Raw genomic sequence first — 26,412 nt, 5'->3', positions numbered from 1 at the left:
TTGGGGTGGCTGGCCGCTGGAGGCAGACCGTGATCGTTGATCACGGTTAACGTCGATCCCTACCTGCCCGCGGCACACAGGGGACAGGGTGCGCAGGCGATCTTTATCAAGTCGTGAATCTACCGGCGCCGGCCGGTGCACGCCTCAGCAGCGCTGCCATTCGGGTAACCGGCACCTCCCGGTTCCCCGCAAGTACGCGAGTCGCATCGTCAGAACTGCTGCGCCGGCGCGGTGTTGGACGGCGTCACCCGGACGGCTTGCCGCGCTCGCGCCGTTCCGGCACGTTCATGGCGACCAACGCGCGCAGCCCTTCCTCGAATCCGTCCGGGTCCAACCCGCCGAAGAGCGCCTGCTGCACGAAGTACCCCTGCACCGTGCCGATGAGGGTGCGCGCGACGTGGTCGGGATCCGCCCCGGGGTCCACCCAGCCGCGCGCCTGGTACTCCTCGACCAGCGCGACCCACTGCCCGCGCAGCCGCTGATATCCGTCCGCGAGAACCCGCGCCACTTCGGGATTGCGCAGCGTCTCCCCCCACACCTGCACCAGCATCTGCGGAAGCGCCCGCTGGTCGTCGGAGTCCCCCAGCGACTTGCGCAGCCGGGCGAGGACCGAGCCGAACAGCTCGTCCGGGGTGGGCGGCGGATCCGCGGCGGCGACTGCGGCGTAGGACTCGCGGACGCTCTCCAGCGTCTCGGCCGCGACCGCTGCGACGATCTCCTCCTTGCTGCGGAAGTAGCGGTAGACGGCTCCGGCGGACAGGCCCGCTTCCTTGAGCACGTCCTGCATCGACGTGGCATGGAATCCGTTGCGTGTGAAGCAACGGCGGGCGCCGTCGAGGATCTGGCGCCTTCGGGCGTCGAGGTGCTCCTGGGAAACGCGGGCCATGACCTAAAAGACTAAAACGAACATTCATTCTTGACAACCTCAGGCAGAGGCGCGACGGTGGGCGTCAGAAAAACGAACGATCCTTCTCTCTCACCGGAGGGCCACCGAATGTCCGGTTCCTCGCCCCACCGCACGCCGGTTCCACGCTCCCGTGCGCTCGCCGCCGTCCTTCTGCTCGTCCCACTGATCGTCGCCTTCGCACTGTGGGCCTTCGCCTGGCCCGCGGCACGGACGGCGCCGCGTGATCTTCCGGTGGGCGTCGCAGGGCCGCCTGCCGCCGCCGCGTCCGTCGAGCAGAAGCTCGGCCGGGGCGGGGAGGCTTTCGAGATCCACCGGTACGGCGACGAGGCAGCCGCGCGCGACGCCATCGAGCAGCGGGAGATATACGGAGCAGTCGTCGCGACGCCTGAGGGACCGCGGGCACTGACGGCTAGCGCCGCGAGCCCGGTGGTCGCCCAGGCCCTGGAGCAGGCAGTGGCCGGCCGGTCAGCAGCCGGCGACGCCGCGCCTTCCACGGATGTGGTGTCCGCGCCCCCGGCCGATCCCCGGGGTGCGGCGCTGAGTTCGAGCGTGCTGCCGATGGCGATCGGCGGGGTCGCGGCGGGCGCCCTGGTCGTCACGCTCGGGCTGCGCGGCACTCGAGCCATCGCCGCACTGGTGGGCGCAGCGGCACTCGTCGGTGCGGTGGCGGCCGCGCTCACACACAGCTGGCTGACCGTGCTCACCGGCAACTGGTGGGCGGAGTCCGCCTCGTTCGGACTGATCTCACTCGCGGTGAGCGCGAGCGTGGCCGGTCTCGGCACCCTGCTGGGACCGGGGGGCATCGGATTGGGGGCGATGGTGATGGTGCTGCTCGGGAATCCCTTCTCAGGAGTCACCTCCGCGCCGGAGATGCTGCCCGAGCCCTTCGGAGCAGCGGGACAGTGGCTGCCGCCGGGCGCGGGCGGAACGCTGCTGCGCTCCGTCGGCTTCTTCGACGGACGGGCCGTGGACTCCCCCGTCCTGGTGCTGACCGTGTGGGCCGTGGCCGGCCTCACGCTGGTGACGATCGGCGGGCTGCGCCGGCCGACGGGGCCGCCGGCCGCCGGCGAGGAACAGCCGCGGACTCGGGTGCCGGCGACCTGACCTGCCGGACCGCGGTCTCAAGTACGGGCCGTACGCCACCTGTTGGAGGGACGGGCGGCGTACGGCTTCCGGGCTTTCACTTCATCCGTACGCCATGACTCCGGTCGCAACTCTCCGTATGCCGCAACCCCCCGTCCGGTAAACGCTCTTGACGCCGTACGTGCCCGCGGACGATTCTCGTCTGGACGCACGACCCAGCAGTAACTTCGAACCCCCCACACAGCATCGGAGTCCCTGTGATCCGCAAAGAGAAGCGTCGTATTCTCATAGTCGCCTCCGCGAGCACCGCGCTGGCGGCAAGTCTTATCGGGGCAGGTGCAGCTCAGGCGGCCAAGCCGGAGCAAGCAGCCGCACCCGACATCTCCGTGGACGCCGTCCAGAAGGACCTCAAAGAGCTTCAGTCAGTGGCAGAGGCCAACGGAGGCAACCGCGCGCACGGCGAGCCCGGATTCAAGGCGTCCATCGACTTCATGAAGAAGAAGCTCGACGACGCCGGATTCAAGACCAAGGTCCAGGAGTTCGACGGCGGCGGCGCGACCGGATACAACCTCATCGCCGACTGGCCCGGAGGCGGGTCCGCCGACGACACGGTGATGGTCGGCTCCCATCTGGACTCGGTCAGCGAAGGCGCCGGCATCAACGACAACGGCTCGGGCTCCGCCGGAGTACTCGAGACCGCTCTCGCCGTCTCCGAGGAGAAGCTGGAGCCGAAGAAGCATCTGCGCTTCGCCTGGTGGGGCGCAGAGGAGCAAGGCCTCGTCGGCTCGCAGCACTACGTCGACAGCCTCGCCCAGGACGACGTGAAGAAGATCAACGCCTACCTGAACTTCGACATGATCGGCTCCCCCAACGCGGGCTACTTCGTCTACGACGACGACGCGGCCGTGCAGAAGGTCTTCACGGACTATTTCAAGTCCAAGGACATCACGACGGAGACGTCATCCGAGGTCGGCGGACGAAGTGACCACGCCTCGTTCGCTGCTGCGGGAGTGACCGTCGGCGGCACCTTCACCGGCGCCGGGGAGACCATGACCGAGGAGCAGGCCAAGCAGTGGGACGGCCAGGCGGGCGAGCCGTACGACAAGTGCTACCACTCGGAGTGCGACGACGTCTCGAACATCAACGAGAAGGCGCTCGACGTGAACAGCGACGCCATCGCCCACGCCGTCTGGGAGCTCAGCTCCTGACGCCCCGCCACGTCTCACCCGTGTGAGCCGCGCGCCGCTTCCGTGCGCTGAGGCTCAACTCCCCCGGCCCGGCCGCCTGTTACCGGCGGCCGGGCCGCGGTGCTCTGCGGCGATGCCGAAGCGCTGACGTTCGCCTTCGGCGGAAGGCACGTCTCGCACCGTCGAGACGGTGCTGATCACACCGTCCTCCGCCGCCGCGTCCAGCTCTTCCAGTTTCTCCAGGTCAGCAGCCGATACGAGCGCCACCAGCGGCTTGCCGTGCCGCGTGACCACCACACGTTCGCCGCCGTAGACCACACGGTTGATCAGGTCGGCGAGGGCCGCACGTGCTTGCGTCACCGGAATCTCGTACGTCATGCTCCCAGCATAACGTCATGTACGTCCTGTACATTTTTGACGTTCGACGACCCCGACCGAGGGAGAGGTGACGTGATGCCCGAACGGCCGTCAGCCCGCTACGTCCTGCCGGAGCTGACCGAGCGCACCAGCAGCGGCACCCGCACGCTCGATCCGTACTCCAAGCTCCTCGACGAACGGATCATCTTCCTGGGCACACAGATCGACGACACCGCGGCGAACGACGTCATGGCCCAGCTCATCCACCTGGAGGCGGCGGCGCCGGAGCAAGACATCTCGCTCTACATCAACTCCCCCGGTGGATCCTTCACGGCGATGTCCGCGGTCTACGACACGATGCGCTATGTCAGCTGCGACATCGAGACGGTCTGTCTGGGGCAGGCGGCCTCGTCCGCGTCGGTGCTGCTGGCCGCCGGAACTCCCGGCAAGCGGCTGGCACTTCCGGGTGCGCGCATCGTCATCCACCAGCCCGCGTTCGCCGAACCCGTGCATGGACAGGCCGACGATCTGGCCATCCAGGCGAGGGAACTGCTGCGCACACGGGAGCTGCTGGAGGAGATGTACGCAGAGCACACCGGCCGGCCCTTGGAGACGATCCGCGCCGATCTGGAGCGGGACAAGATCTTCGATGCCCAGGAGGCCGTCGCCTACGGGCTGGTCGACCGGCTCACCGCAGGCCGCAAGGGCGGCGCCGCCGGCCACCGTTCCGAGGGGTGAGGCGCCGTGCTGCCGCCCGAACTGCCGCCGCTGCCGGCCCTGACCCGTGCCGAGTGCCAGGTCGTCGACGCGTATCTGGAGGTGCTCGACGTGCTGGGGCGCATCAACCCGGCACGGGGCGAGCACACCTACGGCGGACTGCGCGCGGCTCAGGCACTGGTGGGCAAGGCCACCGCACTGCGCGACGCGCTGACGCTGATGCACGAGCGGGGCGAGAGCGAACTGCACGGTCCGACGCTGGCAACCGCCCTGCGGGTACTGGACGGTGAACGGCGCGCCTCGCTCGTGACGCTCCCACCCGACGGATCGAAGGCGGGCTGAAGGCGCCCTCAGGGGCCGAAGGCCGTGTGCCGGTCTGCTCAGCGGGCCCCGGCCGGTGCGTTCCGGGCGATCGTGGAGGCCGCCGAGTCGAGCTGTTCCTCGTCCAGGTCCGCGCGGGCCGTCAGACGCAGCCGCGAGATGCCGTCCGGCACCGAGGGCGGCCGGAAGCAGCCCACTTGGAGCCCGTCGGCGCGGCACGCCGCCGCCCAGCGGACGGCGTCTTCGGGGGTGGGTGCCCGTACGGAGATCACGGCGGCGTCCGGGCGGCCCGCGCGCAGCCCGGCGGCCGTCAGCCTGTCGTGCAGGAAGGCGGCGGCGGAGCGCACGCGGACTGAGCGCCCGGGCTCGCGACGCAGGACGCGGAGCGCGGTCAGTGCCGCCGCGGCTGCCGCGGGTGCCAGGCCTGTGTCGAAGATGAACGTGCGGGCGGTGTCGACGAGATGGGCGATGACGTGTGCTGGTCCGAGCACCGCACCGCCCTGGCTGCCGAGGGACTTGGAGAGGGTGACGGTCGCGACCGTACCGGCGGTGCCGGCGAGGCCGGCGGCATGCAGGGCTCCGCGGCCTCCCTCGCCGAGCACCCCGAGGCCGTGTGCGTCGTCGACGGCCAGCGCGGCGCCGTGCGCGCGGCAGACCTCGGCGAGTGCGGGCAGCGGTGCCGCGTCGCCGTCGACGGAGAAGACGGCGTCGGTGACGGTCAGCGCGGGCCCTTCGTGCCCGTCGAGCGCCTTGTGCACCGCGTCGGGATCCGCGTGCGGGACGACGACGGTCTCGGCACGGGAGAGGCGGCAGCCGTCGATGAGGGAGGCGTGATTGCCGGCGTCGGAGACGAGCAGGCTGCCGCGCGGGGTGAGCGCGGTGAGCGCTGCGAGGTTCGCGGCGTACCCGGAAGAGAAGACGAGCGCCGCCTCGAATCCGCAGAACTCCGCGAGTTCCGTTTCGAGTTCGGCGTGCAGGGCGGTGGATCCGGTGACCAGGCGCGAGCCCGTCGAGCCCGCTCCCCAGCGGCGTGCCGCCTCCGCGGCTGCACCGGTCACCTCGGGGTGGCGGGCCAGGCCGAGGTAGTCGTTGCCGGCCAGGTCCAGTGCGCCGGAGTCGGCCGGACGGGGCCGGAGCTCACGTACGAGCCCGGCGCGTTGCCGGAGCCGGCGGGCCCGGCCCGTCCAGGAGAACGGATCGCTTTCGCCGGCCGGCAACGGCGGCGGCGCAAGCTCCGCGCCGGAAGCGGACACGCCTGACGAGCCGGTGGCGGCGGCAGGGGGCTCATCGGGCATGGGTGTTCCTCCTCGTGTCTCCGTCCGCATGCGCCGGACCGGCGGGCAGGTACGCGGCGGGGGACGGGAACGCGGCAGTGCTTTTTGTCGGCAGTCCATAGACCGTAGTCCCTCGGCCGCCGGGCCGCGGTGTGGCGATACACACACCGCCCCGGGGCGGTGTTGTGAGTTCTCTCCTTGGCCTTGAGCGGGGAAATCGGCAAGGATCACCACCATGGACCTGCTGAACACGCTGGCGGACAAGGGCCTCCGCCGGGAACTGCCGACCCGCGACGAGGCCCTCGCTGTTTTGGAGACCTCCGACGACGAACTGCTCGATGTTGTGGCCGCTGCCGGGAAGGTGCGCCGCCACTGGTTCGGGCGGAGGGTGAAGCTGAACTATCTCGTCAACCTCAAGTCCGGGCTGTGTCCTGAGGATTGCTCGTACTGCTCACAGCGTCTCGGTTCGAAGGCCGAGATCCTCAAGTACACCTGGCTGAAGCCCGACGAGGCCGCCTCCGCCGCAGAGGCCGGTCTCAAGGGGGGTGCGAAGCGCGTCTGCCTGGTCGCCAGCGGCCGCGGGCCCACCGACCGCGACATCGACCGCGTCTCGCAGACCATTTCCGCCATCAAGGACCAGCACGAGGACGTCGAGGTGTGCGCGTGCCTGGGGCTGCTCTCCGAGGGCCAGGCGACCCGCCTGCAGGAGGCCGGTGCCGACGCCTACAACCACAACCTCAACACCTCCGAGGAGACTTACGGCGACATCTGCACGACGCACGACTTCGCCGACCGGCAGGAGACGGTGCGTCAGGCGCAGGGCGCCGGCCTTTCGGCCTGTTCCGGGCTGATCGCGGGCATGGGCGAGCGTGACGAGGACCTGGTGGACGTGGCCTTCGCGCTGCGCGAGCTGGACCCGGACTCCGTGCCGGTCAACTTCCTCATCCCGTTCGACGGGACACCGCTGGCCGGCCAGTGGAACCTCACGCCCCAGCGGGCGCTGCGCATCCTGGCGATGGTGCGGTTCGTCCACCCCGACGCCGAGGTGCGGCTGGCGGCCGGACGCGAGGTGCATCTGCGGACGATGCAGCCGCTCGCGCTGCACCTGGCCAACTCCATCTTCCTCGGCGACTACCTCACCAGCGAGGGACAGGCAGGTCAGTCCGACCTCGACATGATCGCGGACGCGGGGTTCGAGGTGGAGGGCACGGACACCACGACCCTGCCGGAGCACCGCGAGCACCCCGGGCAGCGCGCCGGTGATCTGGTCGCCGTGCGCCGGCGCGGGGCCGGCACCGCGCTGCCGCCCAATGCCTGAGGACGCCCGCTCCCCCATGGGTCACGACTCCCACGCTGCGCGAAGCCCTCTGAGCACCCGCGAGTTGCTCGACCTGGACCGGCGGCACGTATGGCATCCGTACGGGCCGATGCCCGGCCGCACGGAGCCGCTGGTCGTCGAGTCCGCATCCGGGGTCCGTCTGCGCCTGGCCGAGGAGTTCTGCGGGCGGCGCGAGCTGGTGGACGGGATGTCCTCCTGGTGGTCAGCCGTGCACGGCTACAACCACCCTGTGCTCAATGAGGCGGCACGTGCGCAGCTGGAGCGCATGAGCCACGTGATGTTCGGAGGGCTGACGCACGAGCCGGCCGTGCGGCTGGCGAAGCGCCTCGTCGAGATCACCCCGGCGGGACTCGAGCACGTCTTCCTCGCGGACTCCGGGTCCGTCTCGGTCGAGGTCGCCGTCAAGATGTGCCTGCAGTACTGGCGTTCGCAGGGGCGCGGCGCCAAGCGGCGGCTGATGACATGGCGCGGCGGATACCACGGGGACACCTGGCAGCCCATGTCGGTGTGCGATCCCGAGGGCGGCATGCACGAACTGTGGTCCGGTGTTCTGCCGAGGCAGGTCTTCGCGGACGCGCCACCCGACGGTTTCGGCGCCGCTCCGGACGAGGCCTACGTGCGTCACCTGCGCGAGACGGTCGGGCGGCACGCGGACGAGCTGGCCGCGGTGATCGTGGAACCCGTCGTCCAGGGGGCGGGCGGCATGCGCTTCCACTCCCCCGCCTACGTACGGGCGTTGAGGGAGGCGTGCGACGAGCACGACGTGCTGCTGGTGCTGGACGAGATCGCCACGGGTTTCGGGCGCACCGGGACCCTGTTCGCCGCGGAACACGCCGGCGTCACGCCGGACGTGATGTGCGTGGGCAAGGCCCTCACCGGCGGTTACCTCACGCTCGCGGCGGCCCTGTGCACGCAGCGGGTCGCCGGCGGAATCTCGCAGGGCGAGGTTCCGGTGCTGGCGCACGGCCCCACGTTCATGGGCAATCCGCTGGCGGCCGCCGTCGCGGACGCGTCCGTCGGACTGCTCCTGGACGGGGACTGGGCGGCCGAGGTGCGCCGCGTGGAGGACGGGCTGCGCACCGGCCTGGCCGGTGCCGAGGAGCTGCCCGGTGTGACCGGGGTACGGGTGCTCGGCGCGATCGGTGTGCTCCAGCTCGACCACGAGGCCGGCATGGCCGAAGCGACACGGGCGGCAGCTCGCCATGGAGTGTGGCTGCGGCCGTTCCGCGACATGGTCTACACGATGCCTCCGTACGTCACCGGCGACGAGGACGTCGCGGCGATCTGCGCGGCGATGCGTGCCGCAGCGGCGGAGGGCTGAACCGGTGCGGGGCATCACCGTCGTCACCGGGACGGACACCGAGGTCGGCAAGACGGTCGCCACGGCCGCGATCGCCGCGGCTGCTCTGGCACGCGGCCGCTCGGTGGCAGTACTCAAGCCGGCCCAGACGGGCCTGGCCGACGGTGAGCCCGGCGACGTGGAGCGGGTGCGGCAGCTGGCGGGCGGGGAAGTCACCGGCGCCGAACTCGCCCGCTACCCGGAGCCGTTGGCGCCCGCGACCGCCGCGCGCCGGGCGGGGCTCCCGTCCGTCGGGCCGGAGCAGGTGGCGGAGGCGGCGCACCGGCTGGCCACCGTTCACGATCTGGTACTGGTCGAGGGCGCGGGCGGGCTCCTCGTACGGTACGACGAGGCGGGGGCGACGCTGGCGGACGCGGCACGGCTGCTGGACGCCGACGTGGTGGTGGTCGCCGCGGCCGGGCTGGGCACGCTCAACGCGACCGCTCTGACTGCGGAGGCGCTGTGCGCACGCGGTCTGCGGATACGGGGCGTGGTGATCGGAAGCTTCCCCGCCGAGCCCGGGCTGGCGGCGCGCTGCAACGTGGAGGACCTGCCGGCGGCCGCCGGCAGCGCTCTGCTCGGCGTGCTGCCCGCGGGAGCGGGAGCCATGGCCGCCGCCGACTTCCGCGCGGCGGCGCCGGGTTGGCTCTCCACGACGCTGGGCGGCTGCCGGCCGGAGTGCTGACCCTCGCTCGGGCCCCTCGTTCCTCCTGTCGCTACGCCTGCCCCCCTGCTCCTGTCGATACGCCGGCTCTTCTGGTGTTCGGCCCTTGTCTCCTCCTTCCCGTCTCCTCTCCCCACCGACCGTGCGAACGGGCAGAATCGGGACGTCCTGCCCTTTCCGCCCGGAGTGGGCGGGCCCCGACGGGAGGAATCGTTCATGGCCGCACGGAACGCGCAACCGGCAGGCGGAAGCCCCGTACGACACCCGCTGTTCGCGCGCTTCTACGAGCGGCTGAGCGTATCGGCCGACGCAGGGGCCGGAGTGCGGGCACACAGGCAGGAGTTGCTGACAGGACTCACGGGCAGCGTGATCGAGGTGGGAGCCGGCAACGGCCTCAACTTCGCCCGGTATCCGGCGGGCGTCTCCCGGGTGATCGCCGTCGAGCCCGAGCCCCGTCTGCGCCGGTCGGCCACCGAATCGGCCCGCGGACCCGAGGTGCGCGTTCCGGTGCATGTCGTGGCCGGCACGGCGCAGGCGCTGCCCGCCGCGGACGACTCCTGCGACGCCGCGGTCTGCTCGCTGGTTCTGTGCTCGCTGCCGGATGTCTCCAGCGCCCTGAGCGAGGTGCGGCGCGTGCTGCGGCCCGGCGGTGAGCTGCGCTTCTACGAGCACGGCCGCGCCGAGGGACGGCGGGGGATGATGCGTTTCCAGCGTGTTCTGGACGGCACGGTGTGGCCTCTGCTCTTCGGCGGCTGCCACACCGGCCGGGACCCGGTCGGGGAGATCGCAGCCGCCGGTTTCACGGACGTCTCATTCCGCCGGCTGCAGGTACCGGAGAACGGACCGGCGCTGCCGGCCTCGTTCCACGTGCTGGGCAGTGCGCGCCGCCCCTGAACAGCCGGGCCGGTACGCCCCGGCAAGGCAGCGGATTCATTGCATCGAGCGGTTCGGTTCGTCCAGCGGTTCAGTACGTCCAGGAGCGCAGCTCGAGGGCGATGTCGCGTACGCCCGCTGAGCCGTCCTTGACCAGCCAGGCCAGATCGCGGATCTTCTCCGGCGAGGCGCTGACCCGCAGGCCGCTGGCGACGAGATAGCCGTAGGCGACGGCGGAAGCGAAGAGGGCGTTGCCGCGCTCCAGCGCGGGGACGTGGAGCAGCAACTGCAGCAGTGCCGCGGCACGGTCGTGCGGCTCCGCGTAGACGGGACGTTCGAATATGGTTGCTTCGTGCCTGCTGACGGCGGCGACGAGAGCACCGTAGTCGGTGACGCGCGGGTCGCCGGGGGCCTTCGCCTCCGCGACCATCAGAAGCCAGGCGAGGTCGATGCGGAGAGTCACGTACGCGGAAGGCCCTCGCTCTCGCGCCGCCCCGGTTCGGGGAACTCCTCCGCGAAGACCGACTCGTAGTTCTTCATGAAGTCCGACGCCGCCTCGACGAAGGTCTGGCCTGCCTCGCCCGCGTCCCGCTCGACGAGCTCCTCGATGTAGCGGTTCATGCTCATCCCCCGCTCGGTGGCGCGGTCACGCGCTGTCTGTGCGGTCGCTTCGTCCACGCGGACGTTCAGCTGAGTCTTCGACACACCTCCACGCTAGCACTGATTCGCTAGCAACGGCCAGACGAGTGCGCGGGACCTTCGGCGTGGACTGTCGCGGGCATTCCAGGGGCGCTTCGCTGACGCTTCCGCGGGCACCGGCCGTTGTCAGTGCCCGGCTCTAGGGTTCTGTGCGTCGGGGACCGCCGGGGGAATTCCGCGGACCTGCGCAAGGGGATGGGGGAAGAACCGTGCACTGGACGGCATGGGCCGCGTCCGCGCTTGTGGCGGTAACGGGCGGCTGGATGCTCTTCGACGGGCTCCACGCCCTGATCACGGGTGACTACGTGACACCGGACAGCGGCACGCACGCCGGGCAGCTGGGCCCCTGGGCGAGCCTGATCTCGGGCATCGGGCTCGACCCCAGGTCGCTGCTGGTCAAGTGGGTGTTCGTCGGGTATGCGGCGGCGTATCTCACCTCGGGGGCCGTTCTGGCCGCAGGTGCGGCGGCTGCCTGGCGTGCGGTGGCGGTCGTCGCCGTGCTCGGGCTGTGGTACCTGCCGTTCGGGACCGTGGCGAATCTGGCCGTGCTGGCTCTCCTGCTCATACCGGCACTGCGAATACGGGGCTGAGCGCAAGCGCCTCGTGACCCGAGTCCGGATGGTGAAAACCCTTCGCCGTCCCTGACGGGCGGGTGCTCAGCTGCCGGAATGAGTGATCTCGTGATACGCGCGGCGACGGACGACGACCTCGACAGCGTTCTGGGGTTCTGGAAGCACGCCGCCGAAGGCACCAGCATCAGCGATGACCAGAACGGTGTGGCGGCCCTGATCGCCCGGGATCCGCAGGCCCTGCTGCTCGCGGAGCGCGACGGAAGGCTGGCCGGGACGGTGATTGCCGGTTTCGACGGTTGGCGCTGCCACCTCTACCGGCTGGCCGTGTGCCCTCGGCAGCGCCGGCAGGGCGTGGCCACCGCGCTGCTGCAGGCGGCCGAGCAGCGTTTCGCCGCACTCGGCGGCCGGCGGGCCGATGCGATGGTGCTCGACCGCAACATCCCGGCGCACTCCGCATGGACCGCTGCCGGCTACGGCACCGAGCCGCAGTGGAGCCGGTGGGTCAAGCACCTGGTCTGAGCGCATACCGATGCGATGCCCGGGGAACTCGCCGTCGGCACCGTCCGTCTACGATGAACGACCGCCGTCATTTGCGAACCTCTGGCCAGTGACGTTCCGCGATCCCCGCACACCACCGGGGCAGCCCGACCGAAAGGTGTGAGAGTCCGCCCATGGGCGATTCTCCCAACAGCAGACAGCACCGTGACCGGCACGTCGTGACCGCTCAGCCTCAGCCCCGCCCCGCCCCGTGCGCCCCGTACACCGCATCCCGCCGCGCCTTCCCGCCGGCAGCGGAGGCGGCACGGTGACCGAGGTGCTCTTCCTCCTGGTGGCGCTGCTCCTCGCCCTGGCCTGCGGAGCGTTCGTCGCCGCCGAGTTCTCGCTGACGACGGTCGAGCGCGCCGATCTGGAGCGTGCGGTGCAGCGCGGCGAGCGGGGCGCGCAGAGTGCCATGGAAGCGGTGCGGTCGCTGACCTTCCAGTTGTCCGGGGCGCAGCTCGGGATCACGGTCACCAACCTCGTCGTCGGCATGCTCGCCGAGCCGTCGATCGCCAAGCTGATCGCGGGCCCGTTGCGGGCGGCGGGTGTGCCGCCCTCGGCGGCGCCGTCGGCGGCGCTCGTCATCGGTACGGGCCTCTCCACTCTCGTCCTCATGGTGGTCGGGGAACTCGTACCGAAGAACTGGGCGATCTCCCGGCCGCTGCCCATCGCCAAGGCCGTCGCCACACCGCAGCGTGTCTTCTCGGCGGTCTTCCGTCCCCTCATCCGGCATCTGAACAACACGGCCAACCGGATAATGACGATGATGGGCCTGGAGCCGACCGAGGAGCTGGACTCCGCCCGCTCACCGCGCGAACTGGCCGCACTCGCCCGGCACTCGGCGAAGGAGGGCGCGCTGGAGCCCGACACCGCCGACCTGTTCGTGAGGACGCTGCACCTCGCGGAGCTCACCGCGGAGAACGTCATGACCCCCCGGGTGCAGGTCACTTCCCTGGATGTGCAGGCGAACGCCGAGGACGTCGCCAACGCGACCCGGGCCACGGGGCTCTCCCGCTTTCCGGTGGTCCGCGGCGGACTGGACACCGTCGTCGGCATCGTGCGGATCAAGGACGTGCTGGCCGTGCCCGCCGAGGAGCGCCCGCGCTATCCGGTGACGGAGCTGATGAGGGAACCGCTGCTCGTACCGGAGTCGCTGACCGTGGACCGCCTGCTGGACCGCATGCCCGGCGGGGAGCGCAGCATCGCCGTCGTCATCGACGAGTACGGCGGCACGGCCGGCGTGGTCACCCTCGAGGACATCATCGAGGAGGTCGTGGGCGAGGTGCGCGACGAGCACGACCCTCAGGAGCCGCCGGACCTCGCCCCCGCCGGCCACGATCCGGACGGACGGCGCGTCTTCGACGCGGACGGCGCCACCCGCACCGACCAGCTCGAAGCCATCGGCATGCACGCCCCGGAAGGCCCGTACGAGACGCTCGCGGGGCTGATCGCCACCGAGCTCGGGCGGATTCCCGAGCGGGGTGACGCCCTGGACGTCGCCGGCTGGCACATCGAGGTGGTGGACGCACACGGGCGCCGCGCCGCACGCGCACAGCTCACCGCTCCCCCGGAACCCGAAGAGGACGACGAAGCCGCCGGGGAGGAGAAGCGTTGACCGCGATCCAGCTGTTCATCGGGCTGCTCACGCTCGTCGCCAACGCCTTCTTCGTGGGCAGCGAGTTCGCGCTGATCTCCGTACGCCGCGCACAGATCGAGCCCCGCGCCGAGCAGGGCGACAGGCGAGCGCGCAGCGTCCTGTGGGGCCTGGAGAACGTCTCCGCGCTGATGGCAGCGGCGCAGCTCGGCATCACACTGTGCACGCTGGTGCTCGGTGTCGTCGCGGAGCCTGCCATCGAGCATCTTCTGGAGCCTCTCTTCCACACGCTGGGCGTGGGCGACGGCCTGGCCCGCATCATCTCCTTCGTCATCGCGCTGTCCGTTGCCACGTACGCGCACATGCTGCTGGGCGAGATGGTGCCGAAGAACATCGCGCTGGCCGACCCGGAGCGTGCGGCGCTGCTGCTGGGGCCGCCGCTCGTCGGGCTGTCCCGCGCGCTGCGGCCGGTGATCTTCACCGTGAACGCCTTCGCCAACAGCTTGCTGAAGCTGCTGCGCGTGGAGCCGAGGGGCGAGGTCGTCTCGACGTTCTCCGACGACGAACTGGCGCAGATGGTCGCCGACTCCAGCGAGGCGGGGCTGCTCGACGACCGCTCCACGGAGCGCCTGCGTGACGCGCTGGAACTCGGCCGGCGGCCCGTCGGCGAGATCGCGAAGCCGACCGAGCAGGTGGTCGCCGCACGTCTGGGCGTGACTCCGGAGGAGCTGGAGCAGCTCTCGGCAAGTTCGGGCTACTCCCGGTTCCCCGTCGTCGACAGCAAAGGACGCGCCCTGGGCTATCTGCACGTCAAGGACGCGCTGGACGCACTCCCGCGAGACGCGGCCTTCCCGGCGACGGCGATGCGCCCGATCGCGCGCGTCCGTGCGTCGATGCCGCTGGACGACGTGCTGGGAGCGATGCGCTCCAGCAGTACGCACCTCGCGGCGGTGATGGGGGACGACGGGCGTACGGCGGGCGTGGTCACGATGGAGGACGTGCTGCGCGAGCTGGTGCACCGCAGCCGGGACGACGAGCAGCGGTGATCACCGGGCCGACCTGAGCCGAGCTGAGAGGAGCAACTGACGGTCGCCCGGAGCAGCCGGATACGATGGTCGGCCGTGAGCAGCACGCAGGACTCCTCAAAGACAGCCGCAGCAGCCGCATCGGCCACGACGGCCGGGGCCGCAAGGACAGCCGCATCCGTGAGGAAGGCCGGGTCCGTGGCGCCCGACGGCCCCGCCGGGCCTTCGGAAACCCCCGTCGTCCGCAGCTTCGTCGCCCTCGGCGACTCCTTCACCGAAGGCATGTCCGACCGTCTCCCGGACGGCAGCTACCGCGGCTGGGCCGACCTGCTCGCCGCGCGTCTCGCCGCCCTCGCCGAGGACACTCCCCCGCGCTCCGCCGGGCCGACGCCGCCGGACGCCGAGGAAGGCTTCCGGTACGCGAACCTCGCGGTGCGCGGCAAGCTCATCGGGCAGATCGCGGCAGAGCAGGTGGACACCGCCGCGGCGATGAACGCCGACCTGGTGACGCTCGTCGGCGGGCTCAACGACACACTGCGCCCCCGTTGCGACATGGGCCGGGTGTGCGGCGTGCTTGAGGAGTGCGTGGGGAAGCTGGCCCCGAGCTGCGGGCAGCTGGTCCTGATGCACAGCCCCGGACGCAACGGTCCCGGACTGGAGCGCTGCAGGGGCCGCATGGAGCAACTGTTCGCATTCATTGACGAGTTGGCGGACCGGTACGGCGCGACGGTCGTAGACCTGTACACCGGTGCGCCGCTGGCCGATCCGCGGCTGTGGGACGTCGACCGGCTCCATCTGACCGCCGAGGGCCACCGGCGGGTGGCCGAGGCGGTGTGCCAGCGGCTCGGGCATCCCGCGGTCTCGGACTGGCGCGCACCGGTGCCGCCGTCCCCCGCACCGTCCTGGCTCGCACGGCGCCGTGCCGATGTGCGCTTCACGCGCGAACACCTGGTGCCTTGGATAGGACGGCGTCTGACGGGCCGCTCCAGCGGAGACGGACGGGCGCCCAAGCGCCCGGAGCTGACCGCGCTGGCCTGCGAGGACACCCCGTAGAGGCCGGTACGCCACCCCGTAGAATCGGGTGATGTGACTGACAAGCCCCGCATCCCCGACGTCCTCGCCTCCCGCTACGCGTCCGCACAGCTGGCCCGTCTGTGGTCCCCGGAAGAGAAGGTGGTGCTGGAGCGGCGGCTGTGGCTCGCGGTGCTGCGCGCCCAGCGCGACCTGGGCGTCGGCGTTCCGGAGCAGGCGGTCGCCGGCTACGAGCGCGTACTCGGAGACGTCGACCTGGCCTCCATCGCCGAGCGCGAGCGGGTCACCCGCCACGATGTGAAGGCCCGCATCGAGGAGTTCAACGCGCTGGCCGGGCACGAGCACGTGCACAAGGGCATGACCTCCCGCGACCTGACAGAGAACGTCGAGCAGCTGCAGATCCGGCGCTCCCTGGAGGTCGCCCGGGACCGCACGGTCGCGCTGCTGGCGCGGCTGGGCCGGCTCGCCGGTGAGCACGCCGGACTGGTCATCGCGGGACGCTCGCACAACGTCGCCGCGCAGGCCACGACTCTCGGCAAGCGTTTCGCGACCGCCGCCGACGAACTCCTCGCCGCCTACGGACGGTTGACGGAACTGCTCGCCCGATACCCGCTGCGCGGCATCAAGGGCCCCGTCGGCACCTCGCAGGACATGCTGGACCTCCTCGGCGGCGACGAGGAGAAGCTCGCCGAACTCGAGCGCAGGGTCGCCTCCCATCTCGGCTTCTCCCACGCCCTCACCTCCGTCGGCCAGGTATATCCGCGCTCCCTCGACCACGACGCCCTCACCGCGCTGGTGCAGCTCGCCGCCGCGCCCTCGTCGCTGGCAAAGACCATCAGGCTGATGGCCGGACAGGAGCTCGTGACCGAGGGCTTCAAGGAGGGGCAGGTCGGTTCCTCTGCGATGCCGCACAAGATGAACACCCGCTCCTGCGAGCGCGTCAACGGCCTGATGGTCGTCCTGCGCGGTTATGCCTCGATGACGGGCGAGCTCGCCGGCGACCAGTGGAACGAGGGCGACGTCTCCTGCTCCGTCGTGCGGCGCGTGGCCCTGCCCGACGCCTTCTTCGCCTTCGACGGGCTGATGGAGACGTTCCTGACGGTGCTCGAGGAGTTCGGCACCTTCCCCGCCGTCGTGGAACGCGAACTGGACCGCTACCTCCCCTTCCTGGCCACGACGAAGGTACTCATGGCGTCCGTACGGGCCGGCGTCGGCAGGGAGAGCGCACACGAGGTCATCAAGGAGCACGCCGTGGCCTCGGCGCTGGCGCTGCGCGCCGGTGCGGAACGCAACGAGCTGCTGGACCGGCTCGCCGCCGATGAGCGGATCCCCCTCGGACGCGAAGAGCTGGGCGCACTGATGGAGGACCGGCTCGCCTTCACCGGCGCGGCGGCCGGCCAGGTGGGCGCGGTGGTCGCCCGTATCGAGAAGGTCACCAAGGAGCACCCGGAGGCCGCCGCCTACACGCCGGGAGCGATCCTCTGACGCGGCGCGCTCCCCGCTTCAGTCGGGAGGAGCTGGAGGCCGCCCGCGGCAGACTCGTCCCGGACGTGACCGCAGAGGGACTGAGGGTGCTCTTCTGCGGTATCAACCCGGGCCTGATGTCGGCGGCGACCGGGCATCACTTCGCCCGGCCGGGCAACCGGTTCTGGCCCGTGCTGCACGTCTCGGGCTTCACGCCGCGCCGGCTCCGGCCGGACGAGGAACGCGAGTTGCTCACGTACGGGCTCGGCATCACCAACGTCGTACAGCGGGCCAGCGCACGGGCCGACGAGCTGAGCGACAGGGAGTACCGGGAGGGCGGCAGGCAGCTTGCGGAGAAGGTGGCGGGGCTGCGGCCGCTGTGGCTGGCCGTGGTGGGTGTCACGGCCTACCGCACAGCCTTCGGCGAGCGTGCGGCCCGGATCGGCCCGCAGGAACGGCTGATCGGCGGGGCGCGTGTGTGGGTGCTGCCCAACCCCAGCGGCCTCAACGCCCACTGGACGCCGCAGGCGATGGCTGAGGAGTACTCCCGGCTGCGGGAGGCGGCCGCACCCGGGCCGGGACCGGCGGCGAGGGCTGCCGGCACCGGACCGCGGCGCGGGCGCTAGAGAGGCGAGGCGACTCCAACGCGGGCGCTAAGGCGGGTCGTTGACGGTGACCGCGGCGATCAGCTGAAAGGGCAGCTCGTGGCCCTGCTGCGAGACGCCCACGGCTATCCAGCGGCCGTCCGCCCGCCACAGCTCCACATAGGGGACGCTGCCGCTCAGCCCTTCCCAGGGCTCGGTCATCTCCTCGCCCTCGGTGCTCCGCAGCAGGACGCCGTACAGGCTGACGACCTGCGGCTCGCCCCATCGCCGGGTGAGCAGCATGCTCAACGCCCCGCACTCCGCCCCGTACTGATCCTCCGCGGCGAGCCGCGCCGTGCCGTCGTCCTCCCAGAACCCCTCGCTCGTGGACAGCTCCGCCAGGTGGTAGCCCGGGCCGCTGACCACACCGGCCTCCCTGCCGCGCTGGGCGGGGAAGTCCCTGGCGCGTAACAGGTCGATCGTGGCGAGGTGTTGGGCGAGGTCGCTCATCGTCCCAGTAAACCGCCAACGGCCGACATCCGAGTACGCACGGCCGGCCGCCGAGGGCGACTCCCTGCTGTTTCCGGCCGCGCTGCGCGAACCGGCCGCGGCGCACGGCAATCCGCGGGCGCGCGAAGTGCTGGAGCGTGCGGCGTTGACCGGCCGGGAGGAAGAGGTCCTGCGGCTGGTCGCCGGCGGGCTGAGGAACACGGAGATCGCGCAGCGGCTGCTGCTGGGCACCGAGACGGTCAAGTCACATGTGAGTTCGCTGCTTTCGAAGCTCGAAGCCCGTGCTCGCACACAGGCGTTGACCGTGGCGTACGAGTCAGGCTTCGCAGCCCCCGGGTGAGGACCCCTCTACTCGCGGTAACAACCGGTACCCGATACGATCCGGACCTGGGCTCAGGCAGGGAGGCGGACTTGGCGCGGCTCTCCGGCAGAGATCCTTCTCTGCTGCGACGGATCAACTCGACCGCCGTGCTGCGCGTACTGCGCTCGGAGTTCGGCCGCGCCCCGCTGACGCTGACCGACCTCGCGCAGGCCACGGAGCTCTCCCGTCCCACCGTCGAGGGCGTCGTCGAAGGCCTTGTCGAAGCGGGTCTGGCCGAGGAGAGCCCCGGCGGCACGGAGCACGCCGCGCGGCGCGGACGTCCGGCGCGCCGTTTCCGCTTCCGCGCGGAGGCCGGGCACGCGCTCGGCGTCGAGATCGGATCGCACCGCACCGCCGCCGTACTGGCCGATCTGACGGGCGGGTTCACGGGTACGGTCACCCACGACGTCGACGAGGATGCCGACGCGGAGGAGCGTCTGGATCAGGCACACAGCACTGTGGCCGAACTCCTCGACGCGAGCGGGGTGGGCTGCGAGTCGCTGCGGGCTGTGGGCGTGGGCACACCGGGAATCGTCGATGCCGACGGCACCGTACGCCTGAGCACGGCACTGCCGGGATGGACGGGGCTGCCGCTCGGCGAGCAGCTGCGCGAGGCGTTCAACTGCCCGGTGCTGGTCGAGAACGACGCCAACGCCGGTGTGGTCGCGGAGCGTTGGCAGGGGGCGGCGGAAGGTGCCGAGGACGTCGTCATGGTGCTGGTCGGGCTGAGCCCCGGCGCGGGCTCACTGATCGGGGGCCGCCTGCACCGCGGGTTCGGCGGGGCCGCCGGGGAGATCGGCGCGCTGCACCTGCTGGGCCGCGAGGCCACTCCGGAGCGGCTGCTGTCGACCACGGGTGAGCCGCTTCATCCGCTGGACGAGACGGCCGTGGCGCGTGTCTTCGCCCTCGCCCGCGCGGGCGACGAGCGCGCGGAGCGGGCCGTGGAACGGTTCGTGCAGCGGCTGGTGCACGACGTCGCCGCGCTGGTGCTCGCTCTCGACCCCGAACTGGTCGTGATCGGCGGCTGGGCATCCGGGCTGGACGACGTACTGCAGCCGCTGCGCGGCGAGTTGCAGCGCTACTGTCTGCGGCCGCCGCGCGTCGCACTGTCGGTGCTGGGCGAGGCGGCGGTGGCCACCGGAGCACTGCGGCTCGCTCTCGACGAGGTCGAGAGCGAGCTGTTCAGCGTCAACGCCGGCTGAGACGCGCGCCGGCGCGGTGCCGGCGGTGGGCCTGTTCGGCGGCGGGCCCGTCGGCGCCCGTCATAAAGGGCTCGGGCACCCTGCTGTCGCCGAAGGTGAGGCGGCAGGTGTCGGCACGGTAGGTGGAGACCCCGACGGCGGCCGTGGTGCCCTGCGCGATGTAGCAGGTGGTGACGACCAGCACGGGAGCGCCGGGCAGCCGGTCGAGCTGCCGTGCGTCGTCGGCACGTACGGAGCCGAGCTCCACGGTGCGCTCCTGGCCCTCAAGGTCCAGGCGCTGCAGCTCCCGCAGTACGGCGCGGCCGCGTGCGGCACCGGCACCCGGCTCCGCGTCGGGCAGCGCGGGGACCGAGGAGCGCGGTACGTAGAGCACTTCGGTCGCCACCGGCTGACCGTGCGTCATGCGCGTACGGCGCACGGAGTGGACCGGCTCGCCCCCCTCCTGGCCCAGCAGCGCGGCCACACCGGCGGGCGGTGCGCTCTCCTCGCTCTCGCCGGTCTGCCAGGCGTCATCCGGGGTGCCCGGCCACCCCTGCTCGCCCTGGACGACGTCCACCCCGAAGCGGGGTGGTGCGACGGTGGTGCCGACGCCGCGCCTGCGCTGCAGCCTGCCTTCGAGTTCGAGCTGCTCGAGGGCTTGCCGGAGGGTGGCGCGGGCGACGCCGAAGCGTGCGGCCAGTTCGCGCTCGTTCGGCAGGATCTCGCCCACCGCGAACTCGGAGTCCAGCGCGTCCGACAGCACGGTCTTCAGGTGCCAGTACTTCGGCTCCGGCACCGTGTCCAGCTGTGTGGTCCCCACTGTGGCTCCGCCTTCCCCTGTCAGCCTGCCGCGATCCGGACAGGCTTTATACGTGCTTGTTTTTTAAAGGTCCTTGCGTATGGCCGACCTTAAGGCCGCCATAAGAGTTGGTCAAGACCAATCTGAAACGGGTGAGATCTGGCCACCACCGCACTGAGCTGCAATGATCGATCATCGTTCAGCAGAGGAGGATGCGGAGCCCATGGCCACACAGCAGCGGATCACGGTCGTCACCGGTGGCAGCCGCGGCATCGGCGCGGCTGTCGCCGTACGTCTGGCGCGTGCGGGACACCACGTCGCCATCGGGTACGAGCGCTCCCGCGAAGCCGCCGAGAGCACAGCACGGACGGTACGAGCCGAGGGGGTGCGCGCCCTGGCCGTGCAGCTGGACACCAGCGTCGAGGCGGACGTGGACCGGCTCTTCGACGCTGTGCGCGAGCAACTCGGGCCTGTGACAGGGCTGGTGAACAACGCCGGAGTGACCGGGCCCCTCGGCCGCTTCACCGAGACGCCGACGGAAGTGATGCGCCGTGTCCTCGATGTGAACGTGCTCGGCTCACTGCTGTGCGCGCGGCGCGCCCTGCTGGAGATGTCGACGGCGCACGGCGGCGAGGGTGGAAGCGTCGTGAACATCTCCTCCGGGGCGGCGACCCTGGGCGCACCGGGCGAGTACGTGCACTACGCGGCGTCCAAGGCGGCGGTCGACGCGATGACGGTCGGCCTCGCGAAGGAGTTCGGGCCGGAGGGCGTACGGGTCAACTCCGTACAGCCCGGGGCCGTTCTGACGGAAATGCACGCCACGATGGGCGACCCGGAGCGGCCGTGGAAGAAGGCCGCGACCATTCCGGTGGGACGGCCGGGCGAGCCGGACGAGGTCGCGGCTGCGGTGGCGTGGCTGCTCTCGGACGAGGCCTCGTTCACGAACGGCGCGGTGCTGAGGGTCACCGGCGGGGTCTGAACGGCGGCCCGGTCACCGGCCGGACAGCGCCGGACGCGGCCTGACGGCGCCGGACGGCGGCCGGGCAGCGCGCTCAGCGCGTGCTGTTCAGAACGTGGCGCTCAAGGCGTCCGCAGGTGGCCCAGCTTGTCCGGGTTGGCCAGCAGGTAGACGGAGCGGATCCGGCCGTCGGCCACGTCCAGGAACATCACGGCCGACGGCTTGCCGCCGAGTGAACCCACTGCGGCTGTCGCGCCGTTGAGCTCCGTGAATGCGAACTCCAGGTCCGCGACGCCCTGTTCGCCGATGGCCGCGATGAAGCGGCTCACCTTGCCGGCCGAAGTGATGGTCCGCAGCGGCGCCTTGGCCTTGCCACCGCCGTCCCCGACCAGCCGGACGTCGGGTGCGAGCAGTTCGAGCAGGCCGTCGATGTCGCCGCGGGAGGCGGCATCGAGGAACCGCCGCGTCAGCTCACGCTGCTGGGCCGGATCCACCTCGTAGCGAGGGGTGCGCTCCGAGACGTGCGCACGCGCGCGGGCGGCAAGCTGCCGTACGGCCGCCGGACTGCGGTCGAGAACGGCGGCGATCTCCTCGTGGGGGAAGCCGAAGGCCTCGCGCAGCACGAACACCGCGCGCTCCAGCGGCGAGAGTGACTCCAGCACCACGAGGACGGCCACGGAGACGGACTCGGCCAGCATCACGCGGTCGGCGCCGTCCGGCACCTGACCGGCATGGATGTCGGTGGGCAGCGGCTCGGGCAGCCACGGTCCGACGTAGGTCTCGCGACGGTGCTGTGCCGAGCGCAGCCGGTCCAGGGCGAGCCGCGTGGTGACGCGTACGAGGAACGCCCTGGGCTCCCGCACCTCCGCGCGGGCCGCCGAGGCCCAGCGCAGCCAGGCGTCCTGGACGATGTCCTCGGCGTCCGCGACGCGGCCCAGCATGCGGTAGGCCACGCCGAGCAGGACCGGACGGTGCTCCTCGAAGACCTCGACCTCGGTCGCATCGCTTTCTTCGGCGTCCACGGGCCCATGATGTCACCCGGTACCGCGGCGTTCTCACGCACGTACGCCCATGCGCCCGTGAGTCCTCACGCAGGTACGCCGATGCGCCCGTACGTGCGTTCCCGCGGGAGGCTTCCACGGCGGGCCACTTGCTGACATCGTGTCTACGAACGGCCGGGCCGTCCGCACCGGCCGTCCCGTGCCCCACGTACGAGCAATTCACGAGGAGTGGACCATGACCGCCGTCGCCTCCCCCCACGCGCCCGTGCCGCCCACGGAATCCTTCGTGCACGTCACCCCCGCGGGGCAGCCCGGGTTCGACCTCGCCTATGAGCGGCGCGGGAGCGGCGAGCCCGTCGTGCTGCTGCACGGCATCGGACATCACTGGCAGGCGTGGGAGCCCGTGCTCAGCATCCTCACCGCGTCCTGCGAGGTGATCGCCGTCGACCTGCCGGGCTTCGGCGCCTCCCCGGAGCTGCCGGACGGCGTCTCCTACGAACTGGACAGCGTGATACCGCTGTTGAGCTCGGCGTTCGACGCCCTGGAACTGGAGCGTCCGCATGTCGTCGGCAACTCCCTGGGCGGTCTGCTCGCTCTGGAGCTCGCGCTGCACGGACACGCGCGCTCGGTCACTGCTCTCTCCCCCGCCGGTTTCTGGACCGGGGCGGAGAGGCGCTACGCCTATGCCGTACTGATGGGCATGCGGGCCGGTGCCAAGGGGATTCCTGACGGACTGCTGCAGCGGATGGCCCGCAGCGCCGCGGGACGGGCGGCGCTCACCAGCACCATCTACGCGCGGCCGGGCCGCCGTTCACCCGAGGCTGTCGTGGCCGAGACCCGTTCGATGCGCGCGGCGACCGGGTTCGGCCCGACACTCAAGGTGGGGCGGAGTCCGGATGTGATCTTCAAGCAGGACATCCCCGGTGTGCCGGTGACGATCGGGTGGGGCGAGAAGGACAGGCTGCTGCTGCGCCGTCAGGGCACGCGGGCGAAGAAGGCGATCCCCGGCGCACGACTGGTCCCGCTGCCCGGCTGCGGGCATGTGCCGATGAACGACGATCCCGCGCTGGTGGCCCGTCTGGTGATGGAGACGGTACGGGCGGTCTGAGCACCGGCGGAGACCGCGACGGGGCCCGGCGCGGCTGCCGGGCCCCGCACGCGCTCAGGGCCGGGGCCGGTGACCCTCCGGCACCGCTTCCCCGGCGGGCACCGGCCCCGGCGGTGTTCCGTCGCCGAAGGGCCGGCCGCCCAGCTGCTCGCGGTGGTGCGGGGTCAGCCAGCCGGCGAGGTCAGGGCCCGCGGGCACGATGCCTGTCGGATTGATGCCGGCGTGGACCCCGTAGTAGTGCCGCTTGATGTGGTCGAAGTCGGTCGTGTCGCCGAACCCCGGCGTCTGGTAGAGATCCCGCGCGTAGGCCCACAGCACCGGGTCCTCGGTGAGCTTGTTGCGGTTGCACTTGAAGTGGCCGTGGTAGACGGCGTCGAAGCGCACGAGGGTGGTGAAGAGGCGGATGTCGGCCTCGGTGATGCTCTCGCCCACCAGGTAGCGGCGGTCGGCCAGTCGTTCGGAGAGCAGGTCGAGCCGCCGGAAGACATCGCCGTACGCCTTCTCGTACTCCTCCTGGCCGGTCGCGAATCCGGCCCGGTAGACACCGTTGTTGAGGTCGCGGTAGACGCCGTCCATGACCTCGTCGATCTCGTCGCGCAGCTCTGCCGGATAGAGATCCGGGGCGCCCGCACGATGCAGACGCGTCCACTCGGCCGCCATATCGAGGGTCATCTGCTGGTAGTCGTTGGTGACCAGGCGGCCGCTCGGGACGTCGACGACCGCGGGGACGCTCACCCCGCCCGGGTACTCCTTCTCGCGGGCGTCGTAGGCCTCGTGCAGGAAGCGGATGCCGAGAACGGGGTCCTTGTCCCCGGGGTCGAGCGTGAAGCGCCAACTGCGGTCGTCCTGGAGGGGATCGGTTACGGCGAGCGACAGCGCGTCTTCCAGGCCCAGCAGCCGCCGCGAGACGGCGACGCGGCTCGCCCACGGGCAGGCCCGGCTGATGACGAGCCGGTAGCGCCCGGCCTCCACGGGCCAGCCGTCCGCGCCGTCAGCGGTGATCCGGTCCGCGAAGTGGCTCCTGGACCTCTTGAAGGCCTTCTTCCCGTACGCGGTGTTGCTCTGCGCGGTGTTGCCGGTGGTGGACGTGTCGCCGTCGGGGCTCAATGTGCGGTTCCTTCCCTGTCGGTCTCCGGTGACCCCCCTACCCCTGTGCGGGCCCGTCCACCTTCCCGCGAGGCGGTGACATTCCGGAAACGCCGGGCGGGAGCTCTCAGCCGGTTCCGTCGTCCGACCGGTGCCGGGCCGAGCGCACCAGGCGGTCGCCGTCGCCGTCTCCTTCCGCCCGGCTCTGGCCGTCCCGGCCATCCCCCGCGGGCGCCGGCGGGTCCGTACGGCGCGGCCACGGGCGCCGTCAGACGATCTCCTCGCTCATCTCCGCGAGTTCGCGGTCGCCACTGCCGCTGCTGAAGGTGGGAGTCGTGTACGAGCCGCGCCCCGCGACCGCCCACCAGAACGACGCGAGCCCCAGCACGCAGACCAGGGCGACGGGTGCGTAGTTGAAGGAGTCGGGGTTGATCGGGTTCGTCTGCGGGAGGCAGAAGAGCACGGTCACGAAGGCCACCCACGCCACGGCCGTCCAGCCGATCGGCACACCCCAGCGGCCGAGGTTCCACTTCCCCTGCCGGAAGCGCTCCTTGTACCGCAGCCGCAGGAAGATCGGGATGGCGTACGCAGGGGTGATGCCGATGACGGAGATCGCCGTGACCGCGCCGTACGCCGCCTTGCTGAAGAGCGCCGGAGAGGCGAGCAGCGCGGCCACGGCGACGGTCAGCAGCACGGCACGGGCCGGCGTCCCGGTGCGCGGGCTGACGCGCCGCCACTGGGCGGAGAGCGGCAGAGCACCGTCGCGGGAGAAGGCGAAGACCATGCGGCTGGCGGCTGCGACCTCTGCGTTGCCGCAGAAGAGCTGAGCGATGATCACGATCAGCAGCAGCAGCTTTGCGCCGGTCAGGCCCAGTGCGTCGAGGAAGATCTGCGCGGGCGGCACGCCGGTGGCGCTGTTCTGGGTGCCCGCGTAGTCCTGGATCGCGAAGGTCACCCCGGCCAGCAGGACGAAGCCGGCCACCCAGGACCATCCGACGGCCCTCACGATGCCGCGCGCGGCACTGACCTCGGCGTCCGTGGTCTCCTCCGACAGGTGGGCGCTGGCGTCGTATCCGGTGAAGGTGTACTGGGCGAGCAGCAGCCCGATCATCACCACGTACAGCGAGCTCGACCAGCCGGTGTCGTTGACGAACTCGCCGAAGACGAACGACGCCGACTGGTGCTCGGACGGTATGAGCGCCAGCGCCGTGACGATCACTGTGACACCGGCGAAGTGCCACCACACGCTCACGGAGTTGAGAACGCTGACCAGCCGTACCCCGAAGAGGTTCAACGTCGCGTGCAGCACGAGGATGCACAGGAAGATGATCATCACGACGCCCGGCGTCGGATCGACCCCCCACTGGAGGTTGAGCAGCGCACCGGTGAACATCGCGGCGCCGTAGTCGATTCCGGCGAGGGTGCCCAGCAGTCCGAGCAGGTTCAGCCAGCCCGTGTACCAGCCCCACCGGCGGCCGCCGAGCTGGTCCGCCATGTAGTACAGGGCACCGGAGGTGGGGTAGGCGCTGGTGACCTCGGCGAGTCCGGCGCCGACGAACATCACCATCAGACCCACCAGCACCCAGCCCCACAGCATCACCGACGGCCCGCCGGTGACCAGGCCGAATCCGTACAGCGTCATGCATCCGGAGAGGACGGAGATGACGGAGAAGCTGATGGCGAAGTTGCCGAACGGGCCCATGCGGCGGATCAGTACGGGGTGGTACCCCAGGTCGCGCAGCTTGGCGTCGTCATCGATCCGGTCGTCGCGACGCGACCTGACGTTGGGGCTCAACGGAAACCTCCTGGGGTGGTGCGAGGGGACGGAAGCGGGGGG

Annotated in this window: 28 protein-coding genes and 1 pseudogene; 19 read left to right on the top strand and 10 right to left on the bottom strand. The window is 71.1% G+C overall.

Annotation, left to right across the window (positions count from 1 at the left end):
* Positions 1-244: 244 nt before the first annotated feature.
* Complete coding sequence (locus tag ACSMXX_RS30605) at positions 245-886, bottom strand: TetR/AcrR family transcriptional regulator (protein ID WP_473181896.1); 642 nt, start codon at positions 884-886, stop codon at positions 245-247.
* Between the two features lie 108 nt (positions 887-994).
* Here ACSMXX_RS30605 and ACSMXX_RS30600 point away from each other — a divergent pair, with 108 nt between their 5' ends.
* Both ACSMXX_RS30600 and ACSMXX_RS30595 read left to right on the top strand, forming a co-directional pair.
* Positions 995-2,011, top strand: coding sequence for an ABC transporter permease (locus ACSMXX_RS30600; protein ID WP_473181895.1), 1,017 nt, complete (start codon positions 995-997; stop codon positions 2,009-2,011).
* A 404-nt stretch (positions 2,012-2,415) separates the two neighbouring features.
* Positions 2,416-3,198, top strand: a complete 783-nt coding sequence (locus tag ACSMXX_RS30595; RefSeq protein WP_473181894.1) for a M28 family peptidase — start codon at positions 2,416-2,418, stop codon at positions 3,196-3,198.
* 54 nt (positions 3,199-3,252) lie between these two features.
* Here ACSMXX_RS30595 and ACSMXX_RS30590 read toward each other — a convergent pair whose 3' ends face one another.
* Positions 3,253-3,555 carry a type II toxin-antitoxin system Phd/YefM family antitoxin gene (locus tag ACSMXX_RS30590; protein ID WP_473181893.1) on the bottom strand — a complete coding sequence of 101 codons (303 nt, stop codon included), beginning with the start codon at positions 3,553-3,555 and terminating at the stop codon, positions 3,253-3,255.
* A 75-nt stretch (positions 3,556-3,630) separates the two neighbouring features.
* On the opposite strand from ACSMXX_RS30590, the gene ACSMXX_RS30585 reads away from it, so the two are divergent.
* Both ACSMXX_RS30585 and ACSMXX_RS30580 read left to right on the top strand, forming a co-directional pair.
* On the top strand, positions 3,631-4,272 hold the full coding sequence (locus ACSMXX_RS30585) for an ATP-dependent Clp protease proteolytic subunit (protein WP_473181892.1): 642 nt from the start codon (positions 3,631-3,633) through the stop codon (positions 4,270-4,272).
* Between the two features lie 6 nt (positions 4,273-4,278).
* On the top strand, positions 4,279-4,593 hold the full coding sequence (locus tag ACSMXX_RS30580; protein ID WP_473181891.1) for a hypothetical protein: 315 nt from the start codon (positions 4,279-4,281) through the stop codon (positions 4,591-4,593).
* Positions 4,594-4,631: 38 nt separating this feature from the next.
* Here the strand turns inward: ACSMXX_RS30580 and ACSMXX_RS30575 are convergent, their stop codons facing one another.
* Positions 4,632-5,867 (bottom strand): 8-amino-7-oxononanoate synthase, encoded by a 1,236-nt coding sequence (locus ACSMXX_RS30575; protein ID WP_473181890.1) that lies wholly within the window; start codon positions 5,865-5,867, stop codon positions 4,632-4,634.
* Positions 5,868-6,081: 214 nt separating this feature from the next.
* Between ACSMXX_RS30575 and bioB the strand changes: the two genes are divergently transcribed.
* The 4 genes from bioB to ACSMXX_RS30555 all read left to right on the top strand — a co-directional run bounded on the left by bioB (position 6,082) and on the right by ACSMXX_RS30555 (position 10,082).
* Entirely contained in the window at positions 6,082-7,164 is a 1,083-nt protein-coding gene (bioB, locus tag ACSMXX_RS30570; protein ID WP_473181889.1) for a biotin synthase BioB, read from the top strand.
* 16 nt (positions 7,165-7,180) lie between these two features.
* Complete coding sequence (locus ACSMXX_RS30565; RefSeq protein WP_473181888.1) at positions 7,181-8,506, top strand: adenosylmethionine--8-amino-7-oxononanoate transaminase; 1,326 nt, start codon at positions 7,181-7,183, stop codon at positions 8,504-8,506.
* 4 nt (positions 8,507-8,510) lie between these two features.
* The gene (gene bioD / locus ACSMXX_RS30560) at positions 8,511-9,209 is read left to right on the top strand and encodes a dethiobiotin synthase (RefSeq protein WP_473181887.1); all 699 of its coding nucleotides are present in this window, start codon (positions 8,511-8,513) and stop codon (positions 9,207-9,209) included.
* A gap of 195 nt (positions 9,210-9,404) precedes the next feature.
* Positions 9,405-10,082, top strand: a complete 678-nt coding sequence (locus tag ACSMXX_RS30555; protein WP_473181886.1) for a class I SAM-dependent methyltransferase — start codon at positions 9,405-9,407, stop codon at positions 10,080-10,082.
* 70 nt (positions 10,083-10,152) lie between these two features.
* On the opposite strand, the gene ACSMXX_RS30550 is transcribed toward ACSMXX_RS30555, so the two are convergent.
* Positions 10,153-10,524 (bottom strand): fic family toxin-antitoxin system, toxin component, encoded by a 372-nt coding sequence (locus ACSMXX_RS30550; protein WP_473181885.1) that lies wholly within the window; start codon positions 10,522-10,524, stop codon positions 10,153-10,155.
* The gene (locus ACSMXX_RS30545) at positions 10,521-10,766 is read right to left on the bottom strand and encodes a toxin-antitoxin system HicB family antitoxin (protein WP_473181884.1); all 246 of its coding nucleotides are present in this window, start codon (positions 10,764-10,766) and stop codon (positions 10,521-10,523) included. Before ACSMXX_RS30545 ends, ACSMXX_RS30550 begins: the two co-directional genes overlap by 4 nt.
* A 203-nt stretch (positions 10,767-10,969) precedes the next feature.
* Between ACSMXX_RS30545 and ACSMXX_RS30540 the strand changes: the two genes are divergently transcribed.
* The 7 genes from ACSMXX_RS30540 to mug all read left to right on the top strand — a co-directional run bounded on the left by ACSMXX_RS30540 (position 10,970) and on the right by mug (position 17,613).
* Positions 10,970-11,350, top strand: a complete 381-nt coding sequence (locus tag ACSMXX_RS30540) for a hypothetical protein (protein ID WP_473181883.1) — start codon at positions 10,970-10,972, stop codon at positions 11,348-11,350.
* A gap of 78 nt (positions 11,351-11,428) precedes the next feature.
* The gene (locus ACSMXX_RS30535; protein WP_473181882.1) at positions 11,429-11,851 is read left to right on the top strand and encodes a GNAT family N-acetyltransferase; all 423 of its coding nucleotides are present in this window, start codon (positions 11,429-11,431) and stop codon (positions 11,849-11,851) included.
* A 286-nt stretch (positions 11,852-12,137) separates the two neighbouring features.
* The gene (locus ACSMXX_RS30530; RefSeq protein WP_473181881.1) at positions 12,138-13,487 is read left to right on the top strand and encodes a hemolysin family protein; all 1,350 of its coding nucleotides are present in this window, start codon (positions 12,138-12,140) and stop codon (positions 13,485-13,487) included.
* On the top strand, positions 13,484-14,512 hold the full coding sequence (locus ACSMXX_RS30525; protein WP_473181880.1) for a hemolysin family protein: 1,029 nt from the start codon (positions 13,484-13,486) through the stop codon (positions 14,510-14,512). The genes ACSMXX_RS30530 and ACSMXX_RS30525 overlap by 4 nt, the downstream gene beginning before the upstream one ends.
* Before the next feature lie 159 nt (positions 14,513-14,671).
* Entirely contained in the window at positions 14,672-15,544 is an 873-nt protein-coding gene (locus tag ACSMXX_RS30520; RefSeq protein WP_473181879.1) for an SGNH/GDSL hydrolase family protein, read from the top strand.
* A 33-nt stretch (positions 15,545-15,577) separates the two neighbouring features.
* Positions 15,578-17,008 carry an adenylosuccinate lyase gene (gene purB, locus ACSMXX_RS30515; protein ID WP_473181878.1) on the top strand — a complete coding sequence of 477 codons (1,431 nt, stop codon included), beginning with the start codon at positions 15,578-15,580 and terminating at the stop codon, positions 17,006-17,008.
* Positions 17,009-17,073: 65 nt separating this feature from the next.
* Positions 17,074-17,613, top strand: a complete 540-nt coding sequence (mug, locus tag ACSMXX_RS30510) for a G/U mismatch-specific DNA glycosylase (protein WP_473181877.1) — start codon at positions 17,074-17,076, stop codon at positions 17,611-17,613.
* Positions 17,614-17,640: 27 nt separating this feature from the next.
* Here mug and ACSMXX_RS30505 read toward each other — a convergent pair whose 3' ends face one another.
* Entirely contained in the window at positions 17,641-18,081 is a 441-nt protein-coding gene (locus tag ACSMXX_RS30505) for a hypothetical protein (RefSeq protein WP_473181876.1), read from the bottom strand.
* Between the two features lie 7 nt (positions 18,082-18,088).
* On the opposite strand from ACSMXX_RS30505, the pseudogene ACSMXX_RS30500 reads away from it, so the two are divergent.
* Positions 18,089-18,421, top strand: a pseudogene (locus ACSMXX_RS30500) (response regulator transcription factor); the annotation flags it as partial.
* 71 nt (positions 18,422-18,492) lie between these two features.
* Complete coding sequence (locus ACSMXX_RS30495; RefSeq protein ID WP_473181875.1) at positions 18,493-19,644, top strand: ROK family transcriptional regulator; 1,152 nt, start codon at positions 18,493-18,495, stop codon at positions 19,642-19,644.
* Here the strand turns inward: ACSMXX_RS30495 and ACSMXX_RS30490 are convergent.
* Positions 19,631-20,443 carry a GntR family transcriptional regulator gene (locus ACSMXX_RS30490; protein WP_473181874.1) on the bottom strand — a complete coding sequence of 271 codons (813 nt, stop codon included), beginning with the start codon at positions 20,441-20,443 and terminating at the stop codon, positions 19,631-19,633. The two genes, ACSMXX_RS30495 and ACSMXX_RS30490, sit on opposite strands and share 14 nt — an antisense overlap.
* Before the next feature lie 202 nt (positions 20,444-20,645).
* Between ACSMXX_RS30490 and ACSMXX_RS30485 the strand changes: the two genes are divergently transcribed.
* A complete protein-coding gene (locus tag ACSMXX_RS30485) occupies positions 20,646-21,401 on the top strand; it encodes an SDR family oxidoreductase (protein WP_473181873.1) in 756 nt (251 codons plus the stop codon).
* A gap of 101 nt (positions 21,402-21,502) precedes the next feature.
* Here the strand turns inward: ACSMXX_RS30485 and ACSMXX_RS30480 are convergent, their stop codons facing one another.
* On the bottom strand, positions 21,503-22,402 hold the full coding sequence (locus ACSMXX_RS30480; protein WP_473181872.1) for an RNA polymerase sigma-70 factor: 900 nt from the start codon (positions 22,400-22,402) through the stop codon (positions 21,503-21,505).
* Between the two features lie 214 nt (positions 22,403-22,616).
* On the opposite strand from ACSMXX_RS30480, the gene ACSMXX_RS30475 reads away from it, so the two are divergent.
* Positions 22,617-23,489: an alpha/beta fold hydrolase gene (locus tag ACSMXX_RS30475; protein ID WP_473181871.1), complete on the top strand. Its 873-nt coding sequence runs from the start codon at positions 22,617-22,619 to the stop codon at positions 23,487-23,489.
* Positions 23,490-23,543: 54 nt separating this feature from the next.
* Here ACSMXX_RS30475 and ACSMXX_RS30470 read toward each other — a convergent pair whose 3' ends face one another.
* Positions 23,544-24,596, bottom strand: coding sequence for a glutathione S-transferase family protein (locus ACSMXX_RS30470; RefSeq protein ID WP_473181870.1), 1,053 nt, complete (start codon positions 24,594-24,596; stop codon positions 23,544-23,546).
* A gap of 247 nt (positions 24,597-24,843) precedes the next feature.
* Positions 24,844-26,370, bottom strand: a complete 1,527-nt coding sequence (locus ACSMXX_RS30465; RefSeq protein ID WP_473181869.1) for an amino acid permease — start codon at positions 26,368-26,370, stop codon at positions 24,844-24,846.
* Positions 26,371-26,412 lie beyond the last annotated feature (42 nt).

The organism is Streptomyces sp. DSM 116795, assembly GCF_055792905.1.
This window is presented reverse-complemented; position numbering and strand designations above follow the sequence as displayed.